The sequence below is a fragment of the Sphingomonas flavida genome, from assembly GCF_036663655.1.
GTDB lineage: Bacteria > Pseudomonadota > Alphaproteobacteria > Sphingomonadales > Sphingomonadaceae > Sphingomonas.
In genome coordinates, this window is record NZ_JAXOJH010000001.1 from 76,146 (window position 1) to 93,237 (window position 17,092).

Below are 17,092 nucleotides of genomic sequence, written 5' to 3' on the forward strand. Positions count from 1 at the left end.
GGAACACCCATGAAGACCCTGTACGCATCATTTGCCGCTCCGCTCGCCCTGGTCGCGATGGTTACCCCCTCGGTCGCCGCCGCGCCGCAGTTCGACACGCCCGCGCCGGTCGCGTTCATGAAGGACCTGTCCTCGGGCGCGATCCTGTTCCAGCGGGATGCCGATCGCCGGATGCCGCCCGCGTCGATGGCGAAGATGATGACGGTCTATGTCGCCTTCGACCTGGTCAAGAAGGGCCAGCTGAAGCTGAGCGACATGGTCACCGTGCAGCCGGAAACCTGGAAGAAGTGGCATGGGCCGCAAGCGGGCTCGACCATGTTCCTGTCGCCCAACGAGCAGGTCAGCGTCGCCAACCTGCTGTACGGCATCGTCACGCTGTCGGGCAACGACGCCTGTGTCGTGCTGGCCGAGCATATCGCGGGCACCGAGCAGAACTTCACCGAGCGGATGAACCGCACCGCCAAGCAGATCGGGCTGAACAACAGCCATTTCGGCACCTCGAACGGTTGGCCGGACGGCGGTGTGACCTATGTCACCGCGCGTGACCTGGCCGACCTGGCCGAGCATACGATCCAGGACTTCCCGCAGCTCTACAAGCAGTTCTACTCGCGCCGCGACTTCTCGTGGGGCAAGACGATGGGCGGCAATGCCATCACCCAGGCGAACCGTGACCCGCTGCTGGGCCGTGTCGCGGGGGCCGACGGGCTGAAGACCGGCCATACCGAGGAGGCTGGCTATGGCTTTACCGGTTCGGCCGAGCAGAATGGCCGCCGCCTGGTGATGGTGATGGCGGGCCTGAACAGCTCGAATGCACGCGCCGAGGAATCGGTGAAGTTCATGAACTGGGGCTTCCGTGCGTGGCAGGCCAAGCCGGTCGTCGCCAAGGGCAAGAAGGTCGCCGATGCCGAGGTCCAGATGGGATCGTCGAGCAGCGTCGGGCTGGTCGCGCCGCGCCAGCTGACCGTCACGCTTCCCGCCGGGCTCGACCCCGCGATCAGCGGCAAGGTCGTCTATCAGGGCCCGATCAAGGCACCGATCAAGGCGGGCCAGCATATCGCCGATCTGGTCGTCACCTCGCCCGACATGCCCGCGCAGCGCCTGCCGCTGGTCGCCGACAAGGACGTCGCCGAGGCGGGCTTCTTCGGCCGTGCCTGGTCGGGGCTGACCTCGTTCTTCGGCTGATCGCTTGACCATGCTGCCGGTCGGCAATGATGCGGGCCAGGCTGCCTTCGCCGCCGCGCTGGGCGGGGCCAAGCTGCACCATGCCTGGCTGATCGCCGGGCCGGAAGGTGTGGGCAAGGCCAGCTTCGCGCGCGCGGCGGCCACCCGGCTGCTGGCGCGGGCGAGCGGGGCGGGGGGCTTGCCGCCCGGCCTTGCCGTGCCGGAGGATCATCCCACTGCGAGGCTGATGGCGGCGGGATCGCACCCGGATTTCCGGGTGCTGGCCCGGTTGCCGAAGGATGCCGAAAAGCCCGATCAGGATCTGGCGCGGTCGATCACCATCGCGCAGGTTCGCACGCTGCAACCCATGTTCGCGACCGCGCCCGCCATGGGACCGGCGCGCGTCGTACTGATCGACGCGATCGACGATCTGGAGCGCGGCGGGGCCAATGCGCTGCTGAAAAACCTAGAGGAGCCGCCTGCGGGGACGGTCTTCCTGCTGGTCAGTCACGCGCCGGGGCGACTGTTGCCGACGATCCGGTCGCGGTGCCGGTTGCTGCGCTTCGAGCGGCTGTCCAATACCGATGTCGCGCGGGTGTTGCGCCAGCAACTGCCCGAAGCGGACGAGAACGAGATCGCTTCGCTGGTCGCGGTGGCGGACGGGGCACCGGGGCGGGCCCTGCGCTTTGCCGGACTCAACATTGCCGGGCTGGACAGCGCGATCGCGCGGATTGCCGAGACGGGCGATCCGGGCAATGCCGAGCGGGTGAAACTGGCCAAGTCGCTGGCGGGCAAGGCGGCGCAGGCGCGGTACGAGGCGTTTCTGGACCGGGCGCCCGCGTTCGTCGCCGGTCAGGCGCGGGGTCGGTCGGGCCCTCGGTTGAAGATCGCACTGGACGCCTATGCGGCGGCGCAGGACCTCGCGGGGGCGGCGCGGGGGCTCTCACTCGATGCCCAGGGGACGGTGTTTGAGATGGCGGGGATTATCGCGACGTTGCGGTGAGAGTTCCGGGTAGGAGCAGGGCGCGGGCTTCGACTTCGCTCAGCCTGAACGGTTTTTGGGAAAGGCCAACGCTCCTAACTCCGCTCAGCCTGAGCGAAGTCGAAGGCCACGCCCCACCGTCAGCCAAACAGCCCTTACAAACCCACCCGCTCGAAATGCCCCGGGTCGAAACCGTCGACCGCCAGCGCCAGGATTCGCTCGGCCACGACTTCCGGTGCCTTGACCGAAGCTGGATCTTCCCCAGGATAGGCCTTGGCCCTCATCTGGGTCCGCGTTGCGCCGGGATCGACGATGGCGGTGCGGATCTTGCTGATCTCCGTCGTCTCGTCGCCGTAGGCACCAAGCAACGTCTCGAACGCCGCCTTGGATGCGCCATAAGCCCCCCAATAGGCACGCGGTTTGCGGCCGACCGACGAAGTGACGCCGATCACCCGCGCCGCCGCCGAGCGGCGCAGCATGGGGTCGAACGCGGCGATCATCGCGGCCTGTGCGCTGACGTTCAGCGTCAAGACGCGCGCGAATTCCTTGGCGTCGATCGCGGGCACGGCGGCCAGCGTGCCGAGCATCCCGGCGTTCAGCACCAGCACGTCGAGCGCCTGCCAGCGCTCGCCGATCGCAGCGGCCAGACGGCCGATCGATTCATTCTCGGCCAGGTCGAGCGGCGCGATGGTCGCCGAGCCGCCAGCGTTGAAGATGGTCTCCTCGACCTCCTCCAAGCCCTTCGGCGTGCGCGCGGTCAGGACGACGTGCGCGCCTGCCGCCCCCAGCGCGATGGCGGTGGCCGCACCGATGCCGCGACTGGCGCCGGTGACCAGCGCCAGCTTGCCGTCGAGCGCACCCGCCATCAGGCGACCCGCTCGGCCAGCATCGCGAACTGGTCGACCGAGGCGGTTTCGTCATGGTCGGTCAGCGTGGTCGGATAGTCGCCAGTGAAGCACGCATCGCAATAGCTGGGCTTTTCGCCGCGCGTCGCGTTGAGCGCCTTGTACAGGCCCTCGATCGACACGAAGGAGAGGCTGTCGGCATGGATGAAGTCGGTCATGCCGCCCAGGTCGAGCTTGGCCGCGAGCAGCTTGGCACGCTCGGGCGTGTCGACGCCGTAGAAGCACGAATGGCGCGTGGGGGGCGATGCGATACGCATATGCACTTCCGCCGCACCCGCCTCGCGCATCATCTGCACGATCTTGAGGCTGGTCGTGCCGCGCACGATCGAATCGTCGACCAGGATGATCCGCTTGCCCTGGATCAGCGCGCGATTGGCATTGTGCTTCAGCTTGACGCCGAGATGGCGGACCTTGTCACCTGGCTGGATGAAGGTGCGGCCGACATAGTGGGAGCGGATGATGCCCAGCTCGAACGGAATACCCGATGCCTGGGCATAGCCGATCGCGGCAGGCACGCCCGAATCGGGCACCGGGATGACCAGGTCGGCCTCGACCGGTGCTTCATGGGCCAGCTGCGCACCGATTTCCTTGCGCACCGAATAGACGGACTGGTCGCCCGCAATCGAATCGGGGCGGCTGAAATAGACCCATTCGAAGATGCACGGGCGCGGATCGACCGCCTGGAAGGGGCGGATCGAGCGGATTTCGGTACCCTGGACGATGACCAGCTCGCCCGGTTCGACCGCACGCTCGAAGGTCGCGCCGCACACGTCGAGCGCCACCGTCTCCGAGGCGAAGATCACCGCGCCGTCCAGGCGGCCCATGACCAGCGGACGGATGCCCAGCGGATCGCGGCAGGCGATCATGCCCTCCGGCGTCATCACGATCAGCGCATAGCCGCCCTCGACCTGCTTCAGCGCGTCGATGAAACGGTCGAGCAAGGTGCGGTAGTTGGAGGTCGCGACCATGTGGATGATTGTCTCGGTATCGCTGGTCGACTGGAAGATCGAACCGCGACGGACGAGTTCGCGACGCAGCTTCATCGCGTTGGAAATATTGCCGTTATGCGCGATGGCGAAGCCGCCGGTCGACAGATCGGCATAAAGCGGCTGGACGTTGCGCAGCGAGGTGTCGCCGGTCGTCGAGTAGCGGACATGGCCGCAGGCGACCTCGCCGGGCAGGCCACGGATCACGTCGTCGCGGTCGAAATTGCCCGCGACATGGCCCATCGCGCGGTGGGTGTGGAACACGGTGCCATCGAAGCTGGTGATGCCCGCCGCTTCCTGCCCGCGATGCTGGAGCGCATGAAGGCCCAGCGCGGTCAGCGCGGCCGCGCCGGTGGCGCCGGACACACCGAAGATGCCGCATTCCTCGCGGAGTTTGTCGTCGTCGAAGGGGTTGGTGGTCAGCATGGGAGAGGCGCTCGCAACGTTCGCAACTAAGGGGCAGACGGGGCGCATATAGGAATGTGATCGGCGTTTGTCGCCTGTTTGTCATCATCGGCGGGATCATTTTCGCGAAGACTGCGTTTCGGGCCCCAACGGAAGGGATGGCATATGGCACGCGATCACGGCGCCCAGATCAAGGACGATGCGCTCTACGAAGAGCTGCGCAAGCAGGGCCAGTCCAAGGAAAAGGCCGCACGCGTCGCCAATGCCAAGGCGAATGGCTCCCTGAGCCACAATGCGACCCATTTGGAGGATCGCACGAAGGTCGACCTGATGGCCGAGGCGCGCAAGATCGGCATCGCGGGCCGGTCGAAGATGACCAAGGCTGAACTCGTCGACGCGATTCGCGGTCATGGGTGAGGTGGGATCAGCGGCGGGCAACACCGGCAACGGATGACTTTCGCCCCGTTTCACTCTAACCCCGCCGCATGGCCGACCACCGCGACACCGGGCTGACGCTCGACCCCAAATTCGACGCCCATGGCTTGCTGACCGCGATCGTGACCGATCGCGCGACCGGCGAACTGCTGATGGTCGCGCATATGAATGCCGAGGCGCTTGACGCCACGCGGACCACCGGTGAGGCCCATTTCTGGTCGCGTAGCCGTGGGCGGTTGTGGAAGAAGGGCGAAAGCTCGGGCAATGTGCTGCGCGTCGTGGAGATGCGGATCGACTGCGATCAGGATGCGCTCTGGCTGATATGCGAGCCGGCGGGTCCGGCTTGTCACACCGGCGCGCGCAGTTGCTTCTTTCGCCGGATCGAGGGCGACGGGTTGGTGTCGGTCGCGTGAAGCGGGGCGTGATCGCCCTGGCAGGTCTCCTGATTTTGGCGGGGTGCGGGCAGGGGGGTGACGGCGCCGACAATGCCGCGGGCGAACGTCTGGAAACCGCGAGCATTGCGGCCGGACTGGTCGCGGACCCCGCCGCCGCGCCGCTCGACGGCGTCTGGTCGCGTGACAGCGACCGGATGTGCATATCCCCAACGCGAAGCGGTGATGGCTCGGCGCGGCGGATCGGCGTGACGCTGGATTATGGTGAAGGGCAGGGCTGCGTCGCGTCGGGCACGCTGCAGCGTTCGGGCCCCGAATTGAAGGTCGCGTTCGGGGAGTGCCGTTTTGCAGCGCGCTTCGATGGGGACAGCATCGAGTTTCCGGCTTCACTGCCCGCCGCCTGCACCACCCTGTGTACCGGCCGCGCCACCCTGTCCGCGTTGATCGTCGAGCGGGTCAGCGCATCCCTGGCGGAGGCACGGACGCTGCGCAGTCCGGGAGGCAAGGCGCTTTGCGTCGATTGACGTTCACGTAAAGGGTATATAGCCTGATCGTGATGACCCAGGTCGCCGCCTCCGCCGAACCGCTGCCGCGCGCCGATCGCGACGATTACTCGATTACCGAACTATGCGCCGAATTCGGCGTTACCGCGCGGGCGCTGCGCTTCTACGAGGACGAGGGGCTGATCTCGCCCGAACGGCGGGGGACGCAGCGCATCTATTCTCAGCGTGACCGGGCCAGGCTCGCCTGGATTTTGCGTGGCAAGCGGGTGGGGTTCAGCCTGGCCGATATCCGCGAGATGATCGACCTCTACGATCTGGGCGATGGCCGTCGCCAGCAGCGCGAGGTGACCGTCGCCCGCTGCACGGCCAAGATCGACGCGTTGCTGGCTCAGAAGCGTGATATCGACGCGGCGATCGCCGAACTGACCGACTTCGTCGCGGTCGTCCGTTCTCACCACGACTGAGGCCTTACGGCTGGGGCGATGGCTTGGCCTCGCTTGCAGGATTGCCGGCCCGCCGAACCCCGCCCAATTCGCCCGAGGGGGTGGGCGAAGGGCTGGGCTGCGGCGTCGGGCTGGCGACCGGCGTGGGGGGCGTGACGGTCAGGGTCTGGCGCTTCATGCACCGGGTCGACGGCACCGCCGGATAGAATTTGCAGTTCCACAGCGTGCGCTCCAGCCCAGAGGCCGCGTCGCGCAGATAGCTGAACGCCATGGTCTCCATCTGAGGCGCGGTCAGGGGAACCGCCTGCGGTATGGGCGCTTCGCGCCACAGCATGACCGTGCAACGCTTGCGCTCACCGCACAGCGTCGTCGCATAGGCCGGGAAACCCTCCGGCGTCAGGCCGACCGGCAAGGGCGCCAGGAACATGTCCGGGTCACTGGCCAGCGGAACCGCGACGCCCGTCACCACCCCTGCTTCGGCGAGTGCGGCCCCCGCCTGGTCGGTGGCTTTGGCCCCTGCGCTATGGGCGGGCGAGAAGGGGGCGAGATGCTCGATCACCGGCTCGCCGGGAACGAGATGCCGGTTGAAGGCAGGCGGGGTTCCCCACCAGCCGGACCAGCGGAAGAACAAATGGCTGCCGACCCGCGCCACCTTGTCCAGACTGGCCTGCCAATAAGGGACGACCCAGTCGGTGTGATAATGGGTCGAATGGCCGACGGGGCGGAAGACCTTGCCGTTCAGGGCCATCGCCGCAATCTCGCGCGCGCGGGTCCAGGCGGCTTCGGGCGGTTGCCATTTGGTCAGCGCGCCGTCGCAGCTGAAGGTGAATTGACAGCCGGTCGATCGCTCCTGCCCCTCGAACACCACACCGCACACCGTCTTGGGAAAAGCAGGGTGGCGCAGGCGGTTGAGGACGACTTGCGCCACGGCTTGTTCGCCCGTCACATCGTCGCCTGCCTCATAGAGCACGCCCGCCGCCAGACAGTCGAGCGCCCGCGCCTTGTCCTCGGCCGCGCCCCGATAGACGAACGGGCGCGCGGCGGGATTGGGGTCAGTGGAGAAGGGCACGCCTTCATTATAGGCGCGCGCCTCGTCCGGGCTCATGTCGATGAAGGCGACCGGTTCGACCGGCGGCAGCTCGGCGGGCGGCACGACGCGTTGCGCCTGCCGCAGCCGCTGGGTGGCGGCGCGCTGGGCCTTGGGGATGGCGGGGGCGTTCGCCACGAGCAAAGCCGGCACGACACTGGCCGTACCGGCGATGGCGAAAAGCGCCGCGCGGATGCCGCCGCGCGGCCGATCCGGCGTGCTCACTGTTCGGGCAGGAAGTCCGGCACCGACAGATAGCGCTCGCCCGTGTCATAGTTGAAGCCCAGCACGCGCACCCCCTCGGGCAGGTCGGGCAGCTTCTGCAGGATCGCCGCCAGCGTGGCGCCCGACGAGATGCCGACCAGCAGCCCTTCCTCGCGGGCCGAGCGACGCGCCATGTCCTTGGCGACATTGGCATCGACCTCGATCACGCCGTCGATCGCCTGGGTGTGGAGGTTGGCGGGGATGAAGCCCGCGCCGATGCCCTGGATCGGGTGCGGACCCGGCTGGCCACCCTGGATGACCGGCGAGGCGGCGGGCTCCACCGCATAGACCTTCAACTGCGGCCATTCCTTCTTCAGCGCCTCTGCGACGCCGGTGATGTGGCCGCCGGTGCCGACACCGGTGATGATGACGTCGATCGGCGAATCGCGGAAATCGTTCAGGATTTCCTGCGCGGTCGTGCGGACATGCACGTCGATGTTTGCCGGGTTCTCGAACTGCTGCGGCATCCAGGCGCCGGGCGTCTCGCGCACGATTTCCAGCGCGCGCTCGATCGCGCCCTTCATGCCCTTTTCGCGCGGGGTCAGGTCGAAGGTCGCGCCATAGGCCAGCATGAGGCGGCGGCGCTCGATCGACATGGATTCGGGCATCACCAGGATCAGTTTGTAACCCTTGACCGCCGCGACCATCGCCAAGCCGACACCGGTGTTGCCGCTGGTCGGCTCGACGATCGTACCGCCGGGCTTCAGGTCGCCATTGGCTTCGGCTGCCTCGATCATGGCGAGCGCGATACGGTCCTTGATCGAGCCGCCGGGGTTGGAACGCTCCGACTTGATCCAGACCTCGGATCCCGGGAACAGCCGCTGGATCTTCACATGCGGCGTGTTGCCGATCGTCTCCAGGATGGTGTTGGCCTTCATGGCTTGGCTTCTCCGTGGGTTGGTTCGGTTACAAGGATTTCAGGCGGATCAAAGGTTCGCGCGCGCCGGAGTTCCGGAAACAGTCGCGACCAGAGCAGGGTGACGCCGATCGCGCCGACCCCGCCGAACACCACCGCGCCGACGGGACCGAGCAGCGAGGCCATGACCCCGCTCTCGAACTCGCCCAGCTCGTTGGAGGCCGAGATGGTCAGCTGCGACACTGCGCTCACCCGCCCGCGCATGGCGTCGGGCGTGTGAAGCTGGATCAGCGACTGGCGGACATAGACCGACACCATGTCCGCGCCGCCCGCCACGATCAGCGCGACCAGGCTGAGGAGGAAGGCGGGATGGACGAAGATGTTCGCCCCGCCCAGTCCCACCGTGCCGCTGGTCAGGCCGAGCGCGCCGGTGATGTGGCTGGCGATGCCGAAGGTCAGGATCGACAGGCCGAAGACGACGACGGCGATCAGCATCTTCACGCCGACATTCGACGTCATCGGCTTGATCGAGAACCAGATGGCGGTGGTCGCCGCGCCGATGCCCATCCCCGCCGCCAGCACGCCCAGCCCCTGCGACCCGACATGCAGGATGTCGCGCGCATAGACCGGCAACAGCGAGGTCGCCCCCGCCAGCAGCACCGCGAACAGATCGAGCGTGATCGTCGCCTGCACCAGCCGGTTGCGGCGGACATAGCTGAACCCCTCCACGATTCGGGCCAGCGGGCGATGATCGGTCTGGACAGGCGGTTGCGGCACCGGGCCGATCAGGAAGATGCAGAACAGCGCGACCGCGAACAACAGCGTCGCGACGCCGTAGGCGAACTCCGGGTGCACCGCGTAGAGCAGGCCGCCGACGCTGGGCCCCGCGATCGTGCCGACCTGCCACGCGATCGAACTGACGGCGATGGCGGTGGGCAGGCTCTCGCGCGGCACCAGATTGGGGGCGAGCGAGGAATAGGCCGGTCCCGAGAAGGCGCGGGCGATGCCGAAGGCGACGGCGGCGGTGAACAATGCCCCCAGCGACAGATGCCCCGACCATGTCAGGCCCCACAGGCTCGCGGCGGTCAGCACCAGCAACGCGGTGGTCGCCCGCACGATCCAGCGCCGGTCGACGCTGTCCGCGACCAGCCCGGTGATCGGGGTGAGGAGGAACAGCGGCACGAACTGCGCAAAGCCGATCATGCCCAGCATGAACGCGGCCTGGCGCACGTCCATCGTCTCACGCGCCAGATTGTACACTTGCCAGCCGATGACGATCGACATGGCCGATACCGCGATGGTCCCGCTGAACCGCGACAGCCAGTAGCTGCGGAAATTCGCGATGCGGAACGGGTGAAGAGGTCTATCCATAATCTGCCAGCGTTGTAGGCTGCGCTTCGCCGACAAGGCAACCGAGGCAAAGCTATTCGCCCCTAAATTCCTGCTGTGCTGATGGGAATTAATAGGGGGAATTGAGTTTCGTCACAAAGCACGCCAATAGGCGTCGATCCTTCCCTAACGGAAACAAAGGTGTTCCCGACTGTGGCAAAAGCTCCAAGCCGTACCAGCGAGCCCCCCATTCCCAATCGGGAGCGTCCCGCCGAACCGCAACCGTTCCAGGCTACCAAGGAACAGTTGCTGGATTTCTACAAGCAGATGCTCCTGATCCGCCGCTTCGAAGAAAAGGCGGGTCAGCTTTATGGCCTCGGCCTGATCGGCGGTTTCTGCCACCTGTATATCGGCCAGGAGGCCGTGGCGGTGGGTCTGCAGTCGGCGCTCGACGGCGACAAGGATTCGGTGATCACCGGATACCGCGACCATGGCCATATGCTGGCTTACGGCATCGATCCCAAGGTCATCATGGCCGAGCTTACGGGGCGTGCCGCCGGCATCTCCAAGGGCAAGGGCGGGTCGATGCACATGTTCTCGACCGAGCATAAATTCTATGGCGGCCACGGCATCGTCGGCGCGCAGGTGTCGCTGGGCACCGGCCTGGCGTTCGGGCACAAGTACAGCAATGACGGCGGCGTCTGCCTCGCCTATTTCGGCGATGGCGCGGCCAATCAGGGCCAGGTGTACGAGAGCTTCAACATGGCCGAGCTGTGGAAGCTCCCGATCATCTTCGTGATCGAGAACAACCAGTACGCCATGGGCACGGCGGTCAACCGCGCCTCGTCCGAGGATCAGCTGTATCGCCGTGGCGAGAGCTTCCGCATCCCCGGCATCCAGGTCGACGGCATGGACGTGCTGGCCTGTCGCGGTGCCGCCGAGGAGGCGCTGGCCTGGGTCCGCGCGGGCAAGGGTCCGGTCATCCTCGAGATGAAGACCTATCGCTATCGCGGTCACTCCATGTCCGACCCCGCCAAGTATCGCAGCCGCGAAGAAGTGCAGGGCGTTCGCGACAAGTCCGACCCGATCGACCACGTCAAGAAGCTGCTCGAAGAGCAGGGCGTCACCGAGGCCGATCTGAAGGTCCTGGAGCAGGACATCCGCAAGCAGGTGAACGAAGCGGCGGACTTCGCCGAGCAGACCCCCGAGCCCGATGTGGCTGAACTCTACACTGAAGTGCTGGTGGAGCGTTACTGAGATGGCGATCGAGATCAAGATGCCGGCCCTTTCCCCGACGATGGAAGAGGGCACGCTCGCCAAGTGGCTGGTGAAGGAAGGCGATACGGTCAAGTCCGGCGACATCATGGCCGAGATCGAGACCGACAAGGCGACGATGGAATTCGAAGCCGTCGATGAGGGCGTGATCGCCAAGATTCTGGTCGCCGAGGGCACCGACAATGTGAAGGTCGGCACCGCCATCGCGCTGCTGGCCGAAGAGGGCGAGGACGTCGCGACTGCCGCCGCGTCGGGTTCGCGTTCGGGTGATGCGGCCAACGCCGCGCCGAAGAACGAAGCGACCGACCAGAGTGCTCCGCCGATGCCGGAAGGTGCGGCTGCGGCCGAGCAGGAAAGCGGCACGCAGAAGCTGGTCGCCGCCGCCGAGCAGGAAGCGCCCGCCTCGCCGGAAATCCCGGAAGGCACGGAGATGGTGAAGACCACCGTCCGCGAAGCGCTGCGCGACGCGATGGCCGAGGAAATGCGCGCCGACGACCGCGTCTTCGTAATGGGCGAGGAAGTCGCCCAGTATCAGGGCGCGTACAAGGTGACGCAGGGCCTGCTCGACGAGTTCGGCGACCGTCGCGTCATCGACACACCGATCACCGAATACGGCTTTGCCGGTGTCGGCACGGGTGCGGCCATGGGTGGCCTGCGTCCGGTGATCGAGTTCATGACGTTCAACTTCGCCATGCAGGCGATCGACCACATCATCAACTCGGCCGCCAAGACCAACTATATGTCCGGCGGCCAGATGCGCTGCCCGATCGTGTTCCGTGGTCCCAACGGTGCCGCCAGCCGCGTCGGCGCGCAGCACTCGCAGAACTATGGCCCGTGGTACGCCTCGGTCCCCGGCCTGATCGTGATCGCGCCCTATGACGCGGCCGATGCCAAGGGTTTGCTGAAGGCGGCGATCCGCTCGGAAGACCCGGTCGTGTTCCTTGAGAACGAACTGATGTACGGTCGTTCGTTCGACGTGCCCAAGCTCGACGATTTCGTCCTGCCGATCGGCAAGGCGCGGATCATGCGTGAGGGCAAGGACGTGACGCTCGTGTCCTACTCAATCGGCGTGGGCGTCTCGCTCGAAGCCGCCGAGAAGCTGGCCGCCGAAGGCATCGACGCGGAGGTCATCGATCTGCGCACGCTGCGCCCGCTCGACACCAAGACGGTGTTGAAGTCGCTTGCCAAGACCAACCGCCTGGTCGTGGTCGAGGAAGGCTGGCCCACCTGCTCGATCGCGTCGGAAATCGCCGCCGTCGTCATGGAAGAGGGCTTCGACGACCTCGATGCGCCGGTGCTGCGCGTGACCAACGAGGACGTGCCGCTGCCTTATGCCGCGAACCTCGAGAAGCTGGCGCTGGTCGATGCCAACAAGGTCGTCGCCGCCGTCAAGAAGGTCACCTATCGCGGCTGAGCCGTGGGGTGATCGGTGAATGGAATGGGGCCTTCCGGGAAACCGGGAGGCCCTTTTTCGTGGAGGCCATCCGTGCGAAGGGCGCGTCATGACCGACACCCTCGCTTCCGACACGCCCCATCCCGCCATTGAGGCGATCATGCGCGAACAGGCATTGGCGGTGGGTTATGCTCCGGCAGCGGCGCGTGAAGGGTTTGCCGCGCTGCTCGATCTCGATCACCAGCTTGCCTCGATCCTGCAAAGCACGACCGAGCCGATGATCGGCCAGATGCGCCTGACCTGGTGGTATGAGGCGCTGGAAAAGCTCGACCGAGAACCTGCGCCTGCGCATCCGGTTTTGCAGCGGCTGGGGGCGTCGGTGCTGCCTGCTGGTGTGAGGGGCGCGGACCTCGCCCCGATGATCGAGGGGTGGGAGGCGCTGCTCGATGACGGCGAGCCATTGGACGGGGAGCGGATCGCCCGTCATGCCGAGGCGCGGGGCGGGGTCCTATTTGCTGCCACGGGCAAGCTGCTGAGTGTGGATGGGATGGAGGCGATAGGCGTCGCTTGGGGCAAAGCCGATCTAGCGTCGCATCTTTCCGATAAGGCGGTCGCGGCGTCGGCCGGTGGAATGGCGGAGGCCGAATTGGATACGGTGCTGGCGCGAAAATCGCCCAAGCCTGCTCGTGGGTTGACCGGCCTGGCGGTCTTGGCGCGCGAAAGTCTACGCCACCCGGATCGCTTGCCGGGCCATCCGCTGCGGGCTACGCGGCTGGCGTGGCATGGCCTGACGGGGCGCTGAACGACCCTTATCCCGCTATCTACCCCGGCGAAGGCCGGGGTCCAGTAGCGGTGCCTTATTGAAGGCGTCGGGCCCTTGCCTCCCACTCGAATGAGGAGCGCGCCACCGGCTTCGGAGATACTGGGCCCCGGCCTTCGCCGGGGTGGACACGGTGGGGAGGAGTTGCACCCAACGTCCGTTCCGCCTGAGCGAAGTCGAAGGCCAAGGGAATTGCCTTGCCGCCCATCCCCGACCCTGGTTAACCATAGCGGGTCAGACGGGGGGAGACGAAGATGTGGCGCTATCTGGCGGGTGGCTTGGGCACGCTCGTGCTGGTGGGGGCAGGGTTGTTCCTGTGGGGCAGCCGTCCCGATGCACCATCCCCGCTTCCCGCCGCCAGTGCCGCTTCGGGCCCCGCTGCGCAGACGGTCGATGACGACGCGCCCCTCCCCGAAGCGTCCGCCAAGACCCGCGAGCAGAAGCGCTTCGACCGTTACGACAAGGACCGCGACGGCACGATTACCCGCGAGGAATATCTCGCCGCCCGGCGCAAGGCCTATGCCAAGCTGGACCGGGACGGCGACGGCAAGCTGTCCTTCGACGAATGGGCGATCAAGGCCACGACCAAATTCGCCACCGCCGACCGGGACAAATCGGGCACGATGAACGCGCCCGAGTTCGCCACCACCGCCGTCAAGCGTCGACCGGCTGCTCGGCGGGACTGTCCACCGGCACGAACGGCACCGGCTGAGGCACCGGAGGCGGGCCCGGCGGAAGAGAGTTGAGCCAGCCGGGCAGCGCTTCGCGCGCGCGGTCGGTGTACATTTTCTTGCGATCGGCCTTCTTCGTCCGGCCGGGGATGGGCGGGAAAAGGCCGAAATTGACGTTCATCGGCTGATAGGTCTCGGCCTCCGCCAGGCCCGTGATGTGACCGAGCAGCGCGCCCAGCGCCGTTTCGACCGGTGGCGGCGCGATCGTCCTGCCGGTCAGTTCGGCAGCGGCGAAACGCCCGGCGAGCAGGCCGATCGCAGCACTCTCGATATACCCCTCGCACCCCGTGATCTGGCCCGCAAAGCGCAGGTTCGGCCGCGCCTTCAGGCGCAGCGTCGCATCCAGCAGTTCCGGCGAGCGGATGAAGGTGTTGCGGTGCAATCCACCCAGCCGCGCAAATTCGGCCTTTTCGAGGCCAGGAATGGTGCGGAAGATGCGGATCTGCTCGGCATATTTCAGCTTGGTCTGGAAACCGACGATGTTCCACAGCGTGCCCGCCGCATTGTCCTGCCGCAACTGGACGACGGCATAGGGCCAGCGCCCGGTGCGCGGATCGTCCAGCCCTACACCTTTCATCGGCCCGAAGCGCAGCGTCTCGACCCCGCGCTCGGCCATCACCTCGACCGGCATGCAGCCGTCGAAATAGGGCGTGTTCTTTTCCCACTCGCGAAACTCGGTCTTCTCACCGTCGAGCAGCGCCTGATGGAAGGCGTAATATTGCTCCTTGTCCATCGGGCAGTTGATGTAATCCTTGCCCGTGCCCTTGTTCCAACGGCTCTGGAACCAGGCGACTTCCATGTCGATCGACTCGCGGTGGACGATGGGCGCGATGGCGTCGAAAAAGGCCAGTGCCTCCGCACCCGTTGCCTCGCCGATGCCGCCCGCCAGTGACGGCGCGGTCAACGGCCCGGTCGCGATGATCGCCGGCCCTTCGGGCAGGGCGTCGATCCGCTCGCGCACGATGGTGATGTTGTGATGCCCCGCCAGCGCCGCCGTGACGCCGCCCGAAAAGCCGTCGCGATCGACCGCCAGTGCCGAACCGGCCGGCACGGCATGGACGTCGCCCTTGGCCATGATGATCGAGCCGAGCGCGCGCATCTCTTGATGCAGCAGGCCGACCGCGTTGGAGGTCGCATCGTCCGAACGGAAGGAGTTCGAGCAGACCAGCTCCGCCAGGTCGCCACCATGATGGGCGGGCGTCGTGTCCGCCCCGCCGCGCATTTCGGAGAGGCGCACCTTCAGCCCCGCCTCGGCCAGCTGCCAAGCGGCCTCCGAGCCTGCAAGCCCGCCACCGATCACATGAATGTCATACGTCATCGCGCTGCCTTAAACCCGGAAGCCTCAGGTTGGAAGGACTTGGCGCGCCCGACTCGGCTCCCCACCTCGGTTCGATGACAACCATCTTTACCATCGGCTATGAAGGCGCGACCGTCGACGGCTTTCTGGCGACGCTGAAGCAGGCGGGGGTTGCGCGGTTGATCGACGTCCGCGCCTTGCCACTGTCGCGGCGGCCGGGCTTTTCCAAATCGCCGCTTGCCGCCGCCCTGAAGGAAGTCGGGATCGAATATGTCCATCTGAAGGATCTGGGCACGCCGAAGCGCGGACGCGATGCGGCCAAGAAGGGTGACGTGGGGACGTTGAGTGACGTTTACGACGACCAGCTTGCCTTGCCCGAGGCGCAGGCGGCCGCCGCCCGGATGCTGGATCTGGCAGGGGAGAAACCCAGTGTTTTGCTCTGCTTCGAGCGCGATCCCTGTCATTGCCACCGGACGCTGTTGCTGGAGGCGGTGGGGCAGGGGGTGACGGTCGTCGACCTCTACGTCTGATCGGTCAGGCGGCGACTGTCTCGACGAACAGCGCGGTACGGCCGCGCAACGTGTCGATCATTCGCCCCAGGGCATCGGCCAAGGTCAGGAGCGCGCCCGCGTCATGGTCGATGCGCGTGGCGTCGGCCTCGATCTGCTGAACCTGCTGGCCCATTTGCCGGGCGGCGGCGACCGACTGGTCTACATTCGCCGCGATCGCGGTCGTCGCCACCGCCTGGTCCGCGACCGACTGGTCGATCGAATGCGACAGGGTGCCTATCTGGTCGATGCCCTTGTTCAACCGGGATTGTTCGGCCAGCAGCGCATGAAGGTGCGTCTTCACCTCCGCGACGTTGCGCGTCGCATCCTGCGCGGCGGCGCGGGTCTGGCCGGACAGGGCCTTGACCTCATGCGCGACCACCGCAAAGCCGCGCCCCGCGTCTCCGGCTCGTGCCGCCTCGATCGCGGCGTTGAGCGCAAGCATGTTGGTGCGCGCCGCCACCCCTTCGATCAGTGCAAGGAGTGCGTCGATCGCGGTCGCGCTGTCCGCCAGTGCGCTTGCCCGCTGATCGGTGGCGGTGATCTGGTCGCGCACCGCGTTGCGAATGACACGGGCCTGCTCCATGTCGCGGGTGATCGCGGCAAAGGTGGCGGCCAGGCCGTGACCGCGTCGTGCGATATCGCCCAGCGCCTGGCCGGTATCCTCCATCGCCTGGGTCATGCGTTCGGCCCCCCGGTGCGTGGCGTTTGCATAACCGCCCAACTCGCGGGCCATGGCCGTCATGTCGCCGGTCGCGCGCAGCAACGTGTCGGAGAGGATGGATATGTCCGTGTTGAACTGGCGAGCCGCAGCGTCGACCCGCTCGGCGCGGGCGATACGCTCGCGAGCCAGGGCCGTCTGCGCATCGACGGCATGGCGTGCCAGGGTCGCGGCATCCAGCAGCCCGGCGAACCGCCCCCGATCGGTCAGGATCAGCGCGTCGGGCGCGTCCCAATCGGCATGCAACGCCAGCTTTTCAGCCAACGGCACGTCATGTTCGCAACAGGGATGTGCCCGGACATAGCCGGTGAACGACGCGCCAAAATCGGGGTTCTGCAACAGCGCATGGCCGAACGGATTGTAGAGCAGCCCCTTCACGTCGCGCTCCCGAATGGCGCCGATCGGCCGCTGGTCGTCATCGAGGACCGGCAGCAGCCGCATGTCGGGATACTGGCGGAACAGCGCAATGGCCGCGGTCAACGTCTCCCCGGCCGCGATCACCGGGCATTCGGCCGAATTGGGGCCGGTAGAGAAGAAGGGCGGCTTCATTGCCCTATTG

At 66.6% G+C, this 17,092-nt stretch carries 18 protein-coding genes; 11 read left to right on the plus strand and 7 right to left on the minus strand.

What is annotated here, in order from left to right:
- Nucleotides 1–9: 9 nt before the first annotated feature.
- Nucleotides 10–1,182, plus strand: a complete 1,173-nt coding sequence (locus U1703_RS00300) for a D-alanyl-D-alanine carboxypeptidase family protein (RefSeq protein WP_414712000.1) — start codon at nucleotides 10–12, stop codon at nucleotides 1,180–1,182.
- Nucleotides 1,183–1,192: 10 nt separating this feature from the next.
- Nucleotides 1,193–2,164 (plus strand): DNA polymerase III delta subunit-related protein, encoded by a 972-nt coding sequence (locus tag U1703_RS00305; RefSeq protein ID WP_332784400.1) that lies wholly within the window; start codon nucleotides 1,193–1,195, stop codon nucleotides 2,162–2,164.
- Between the two features lie 134 nt (nucleotides 2,165–2,298).
- On the opposite strand, the gene U1703_RS00310 is transcribed toward U1703_RS00305, so the two are convergent.
- Nucleotides 2,299–3,009: an SDR family NAD(P)-dependent oxidoreductase gene (locus tag U1703_RS00310; protein WP_332784105.1), complete on the minus strand. Its 711-nt coding sequence runs from the start codon at nucleotides 3,007–3,009 to the stop codon at nucleotides 2,299–2,301.
- The gene (purF, locus tag U1703_RS00315; protein WP_320451171.1) at nucleotides 3,009–4,460 is read right to left on the minus strand and encodes an amidophosphoribosyltransferase; all 1,452 of its coding nucleotides are present in this window, start codon (nucleotides 4,458–4,460) and stop codon (nucleotides 3,009–3,011) included. The genes U1703_RS00310 and purF overlap by 1 nt, the downstream gene beginning before the upstream one ends.
- Before the next feature lie 144 nt (nucleotides 4,461–4,604).
- Between purF and U1703_RS00320 the strand changes: the two genes are divergently transcribed.
- The 4 genes from U1703_RS00320 to U1703_RS00335 all read left to right on the plus strand — a co-directional run bounded on the left by U1703_RS00320 (nucleotide 4,605) and on the right by U1703_RS00335 (nucleotide 6,233).
- Entirely contained in the window at nucleotides 4,605–4,856 is a 252-nt protein-coding gene (locus U1703_RS00320) for a Rho termination factor N-terminal domain-containing protein (RefSeq protein ID WP_332784106.1), read from the plus strand.
- A 68-nt stretch (nucleotides 4,857–4,924) separates the two neighbouring features.
- Nucleotides 4,925–5,287, plus strand: a complete 363-nt coding sequence (hisI, locus tag U1703_RS00325) for a phosphoribosyl-AMP cyclohydrolase (protein ID WP_332784107.1) — start codon at nucleotides 4,925–4,927, stop codon at nucleotides 5,285–5,287.
- A gap of 8 nt (nucleotides 5,288–5,295) precedes the next feature.
- A complete protein-coding gene (locus U1703_RS00330) occupies nucleotides 5,296–5,790 on the plus strand; it encodes a hypothetical protein (RefSeq protein WP_332784108.1) in 495 nt (164 codons plus the stop codon).
- Nucleotides 5,791–5,822: 32 nt separating this feature from the next.
- The gene (locus U1703_RS00335; RefSeq protein WP_332784109.1) at nucleotides 5,823–6,233 is read left to right on the plus strand and encodes a MerR family transcriptional regulator; all 411 of its coding nucleotides are present in this window, start codon (nucleotides 5,823–5,825) and stop codon (nucleotides 6,231–6,233) included.
- Between the two features lie 4 nt (nucleotides 6,234–6,237).
- Here U1703_RS00335 and U1703_RS00340 read toward each other — a convergent pair whose 3' ends face one another.
- Genes U1703_RS00340 through U1703_RS00350 form a run of 3 tightly spaced genes read right to left on the minus strand, consistent with a single transcriptional unit; the run spans nucleotide 6,238 to nucleotide 9,790 of the window.
- Entirely contained in the window at nucleotides 6,238–7,524 is a 1,287-nt protein-coding gene (locus tag U1703_RS00340; protein ID WP_332784110.1) for a cell wall hydrolase, read from the minus strand.
- Entirely contained in the window at nucleotides 7,521–8,441 is a 921-nt protein-coding gene (cysK, locus tag U1703_RS00345) for a cysteine synthase A (RefSeq protein WP_332784111.1), read from the minus strand. Before cysK ends, U1703_RS00340 begins: the two co-directional genes overlap by 4 nt.
- Complete coding sequence (locus U1703_RS00350; protein ID WP_332784112.1) at nucleotides 8,438–9,790, minus strand: MFS transporter; 1,353 nt, start codon at nucleotides 9,788–9,790, stop codon at nucleotides 8,438–8,440. Before U1703_RS00350 ends, cysK begins: the two co-directional genes overlap by 4 nt.
- A gap of 171 nt (nucleotides 9,791–9,961) precedes the next feature.
- Here U1703_RS00350 and pdhA point away from each other — a divergent pair, with 171 nt between their 5' ends.
- The 4 genes from pdhA to U1703_RS00370 all read left to right on the plus strand — a co-directional run bounded on the left by pdhA (nucleotide 9,962) and on the right by U1703_RS00370 (nucleotide 13,982).
- The gene (gene pdhA / locus U1703_RS00355) at nucleotides 9,962–11,005 is read left to right on the plus strand and encodes a pyruvate dehydrogenase (acetyl-transferring) E1 component subunit alpha (RefSeq protein WP_320451163.1); all 1,044 of its coding nucleotides are present in this window, start codon (nucleotides 9,962–9,964) and stop codon (nucleotides 11,003–11,005) included.
- A 1-nt stretch (nucleotide 11,006) separates the two neighbouring features.
- On the plus strand, nucleotides 11,007–12,437 hold the full coding sequence (locus U1703_RS00360; protein ID WP_332784113.1) for a pyruvate dehydrogenase complex E1 component subunit beta: 1,431 nt from the start codon (nucleotides 11,007–11,009) through the stop codon (nucleotides 12,435–12,437).
- An 88-nt stretch (nucleotides 12,438–12,525) separates the two neighbouring features.
- Nucleotides 12,526–13,218, plus strand: coding sequence for a squalene/phytoene synthase family protein (locus U1703_RS00365; protein WP_332784114.1), 693 nt, complete (start codon nucleotides 12,526–12,528; stop codon nucleotides 13,216–13,218).
- Between the two features lie 272 nt (nucleotides 13,219–13,490).
- Complete coding sequence (locus U1703_RS00370) at nucleotides 13,491–13,982, plus strand: EF-hand domain-containing protein (protein WP_332784115.1); 492 nt, start codon at nucleotides 13,491–13,493, stop codon at nucleotides 13,980–13,982.
- Here the strand turns inward: U1703_RS00370 and trmFO are convergent.
- Nucleotides 13,891–15,285, minus strand: a complete 1,395-nt coding sequence (trmFO, locus tag U1703_RS00375; protein ID WP_332784116.1) for a methylenetetrahydrofolate--tRNA-(uracil(54)-C(5))-methyltransferase (FADH(2)-oxidizing) TrmFO — start codon at nucleotides 15,283–15,285, stop codon at nucleotides 13,891–13,893. The genes U1703_RS00370 and trmFO overlap by 92 nt on opposite strands.
- 74 nt (nucleotides 15,286–15,359) lie before the next feature.
- On the opposite strand from trmFO, the gene U1703_RS00380 reads away from it, so the two are divergent.
- A complete protein-coding gene (locus U1703_RS00380; protein WP_332784117.1) occupies nucleotides 15,360–15,794 on the plus strand; it encodes a DUF488 domain-containing protein in 435 nt (144 codons plus the stop codon).
- Nucleotides 15,795–15,798: 4 nt separating this feature from the next.
- Here the strand turns inward: U1703_RS00380 and U1703_RS00385 are convergent, their stop codons facing one another.
- Nucleotides 15,799–17,082: a methyl-accepting chemotaxis protein gene (locus U1703_RS00385; protein WP_332784118.1), complete on the minus strand. Its 1,284-nt coding sequence runs from the start codon at nucleotides 17,080–17,082 to the stop codon at nucleotides 15,799–15,801.
- Nucleotides 17,083–17,092 lie beyond the last annotated feature (10 nt).

Coding starts and splice junctions, on each gene's coding strand:
- U1703_RS00370 (WP_332784115.1), top strand. CDS start 13,491: ATGTGGCGCTATCTGGCGGGTGGCTTGGGCACGCTCGTGCTGGTGGGG.
- cysK (WP_332784111.1), bottom strand. CDS start 8,441: ATGAAGGCCAACACCATCCTGGAGACGATCGGCAACACGCCGCATGTG.
- trmFO (WP_332784116.1), bottom strand. CDS start 15,285: ATGACGTATGACATTCATGTGATCGGTGGCGGGCTTGCAGGCTCGGAG.
- U1703_RS00380 (WP_332784117.1), top strand. CDS start 15,360: ATGACAACCATCTTTACCATCGGCTATGAAGGCGCGACCGTCGACGGC.
- U1703_RS00300 (WP_414712000.1), top strand. CDS start 10: ATGAAGACCCTGTACGCATCATTTGCCGCTCCGCTCGCCCTGGTCGCG.
- purF (WP_320451171.1), bottom strand. CDS start 4,460: ATGCTGACCACCAACCCCTTCGACGACGACAAACTCCGCGAGGAATGC.
- U1703_RS00305 (WP_332784400.1), top strand. CDS start 1,193: ATGCTGCCGGTCGGCAATGATGCGGGCCAGGCTGCCTTCGCCGCCGCG.
- U1703_RS00320 (WP_332784106.1), top strand. CDS start 4,605: ATGGCACGCGATCACGGCGCCCAGATCAAGGACGATGCGCTCTACGAA.
- U1703_RS00350 (WP_332784112.1), bottom strand. CDS start 9,790: ATGGATAGACCTCTTCACCCGTTCCGCATCGCGAATTTCCGCAGCTAC.
- U1703_RS00385 (WP_332784118.1), bottom strand. CDS start 17,082: ATGAAGCCGCCCTTCTTCTCTACCGGCCCCAATTCGGCCGAATGCCCG.
- U1703_RS00335 (WP_332784109.1), top strand. CDS start 5,823: ATGACCCAGGTCGCCGCCTCCGCCGAACCGCTGCCGCGCGCCGATCGC.
- U1703_RS00365 (WP_332784114.1), top strand. CDS start 12,526: ATGACCGACACCCTCGCTTCCGACACGCCCCATCCCGCCATTGAGGCG.
- hisI (WP_332784107.1), top strand. CDS start 4,925: ATGGCCGACCACCGCGACACCGGGCTGACGCTCGACCCCAAATTCGAC.
- U1703_RS00310 (WP_332784105.1), bottom strand. CDS start 3,009: ATGGCGGGTGCGCTCGACGGCAAGCTGGCGCTGGTCACCGGCGCCAGT.
- U1703_RS00360 (WP_332784113.1), top strand. CDS start 11,007: ATGGCGATCGAGATCAAGATGCCGGCCCTTTCCCCGACGATGGAAGAG.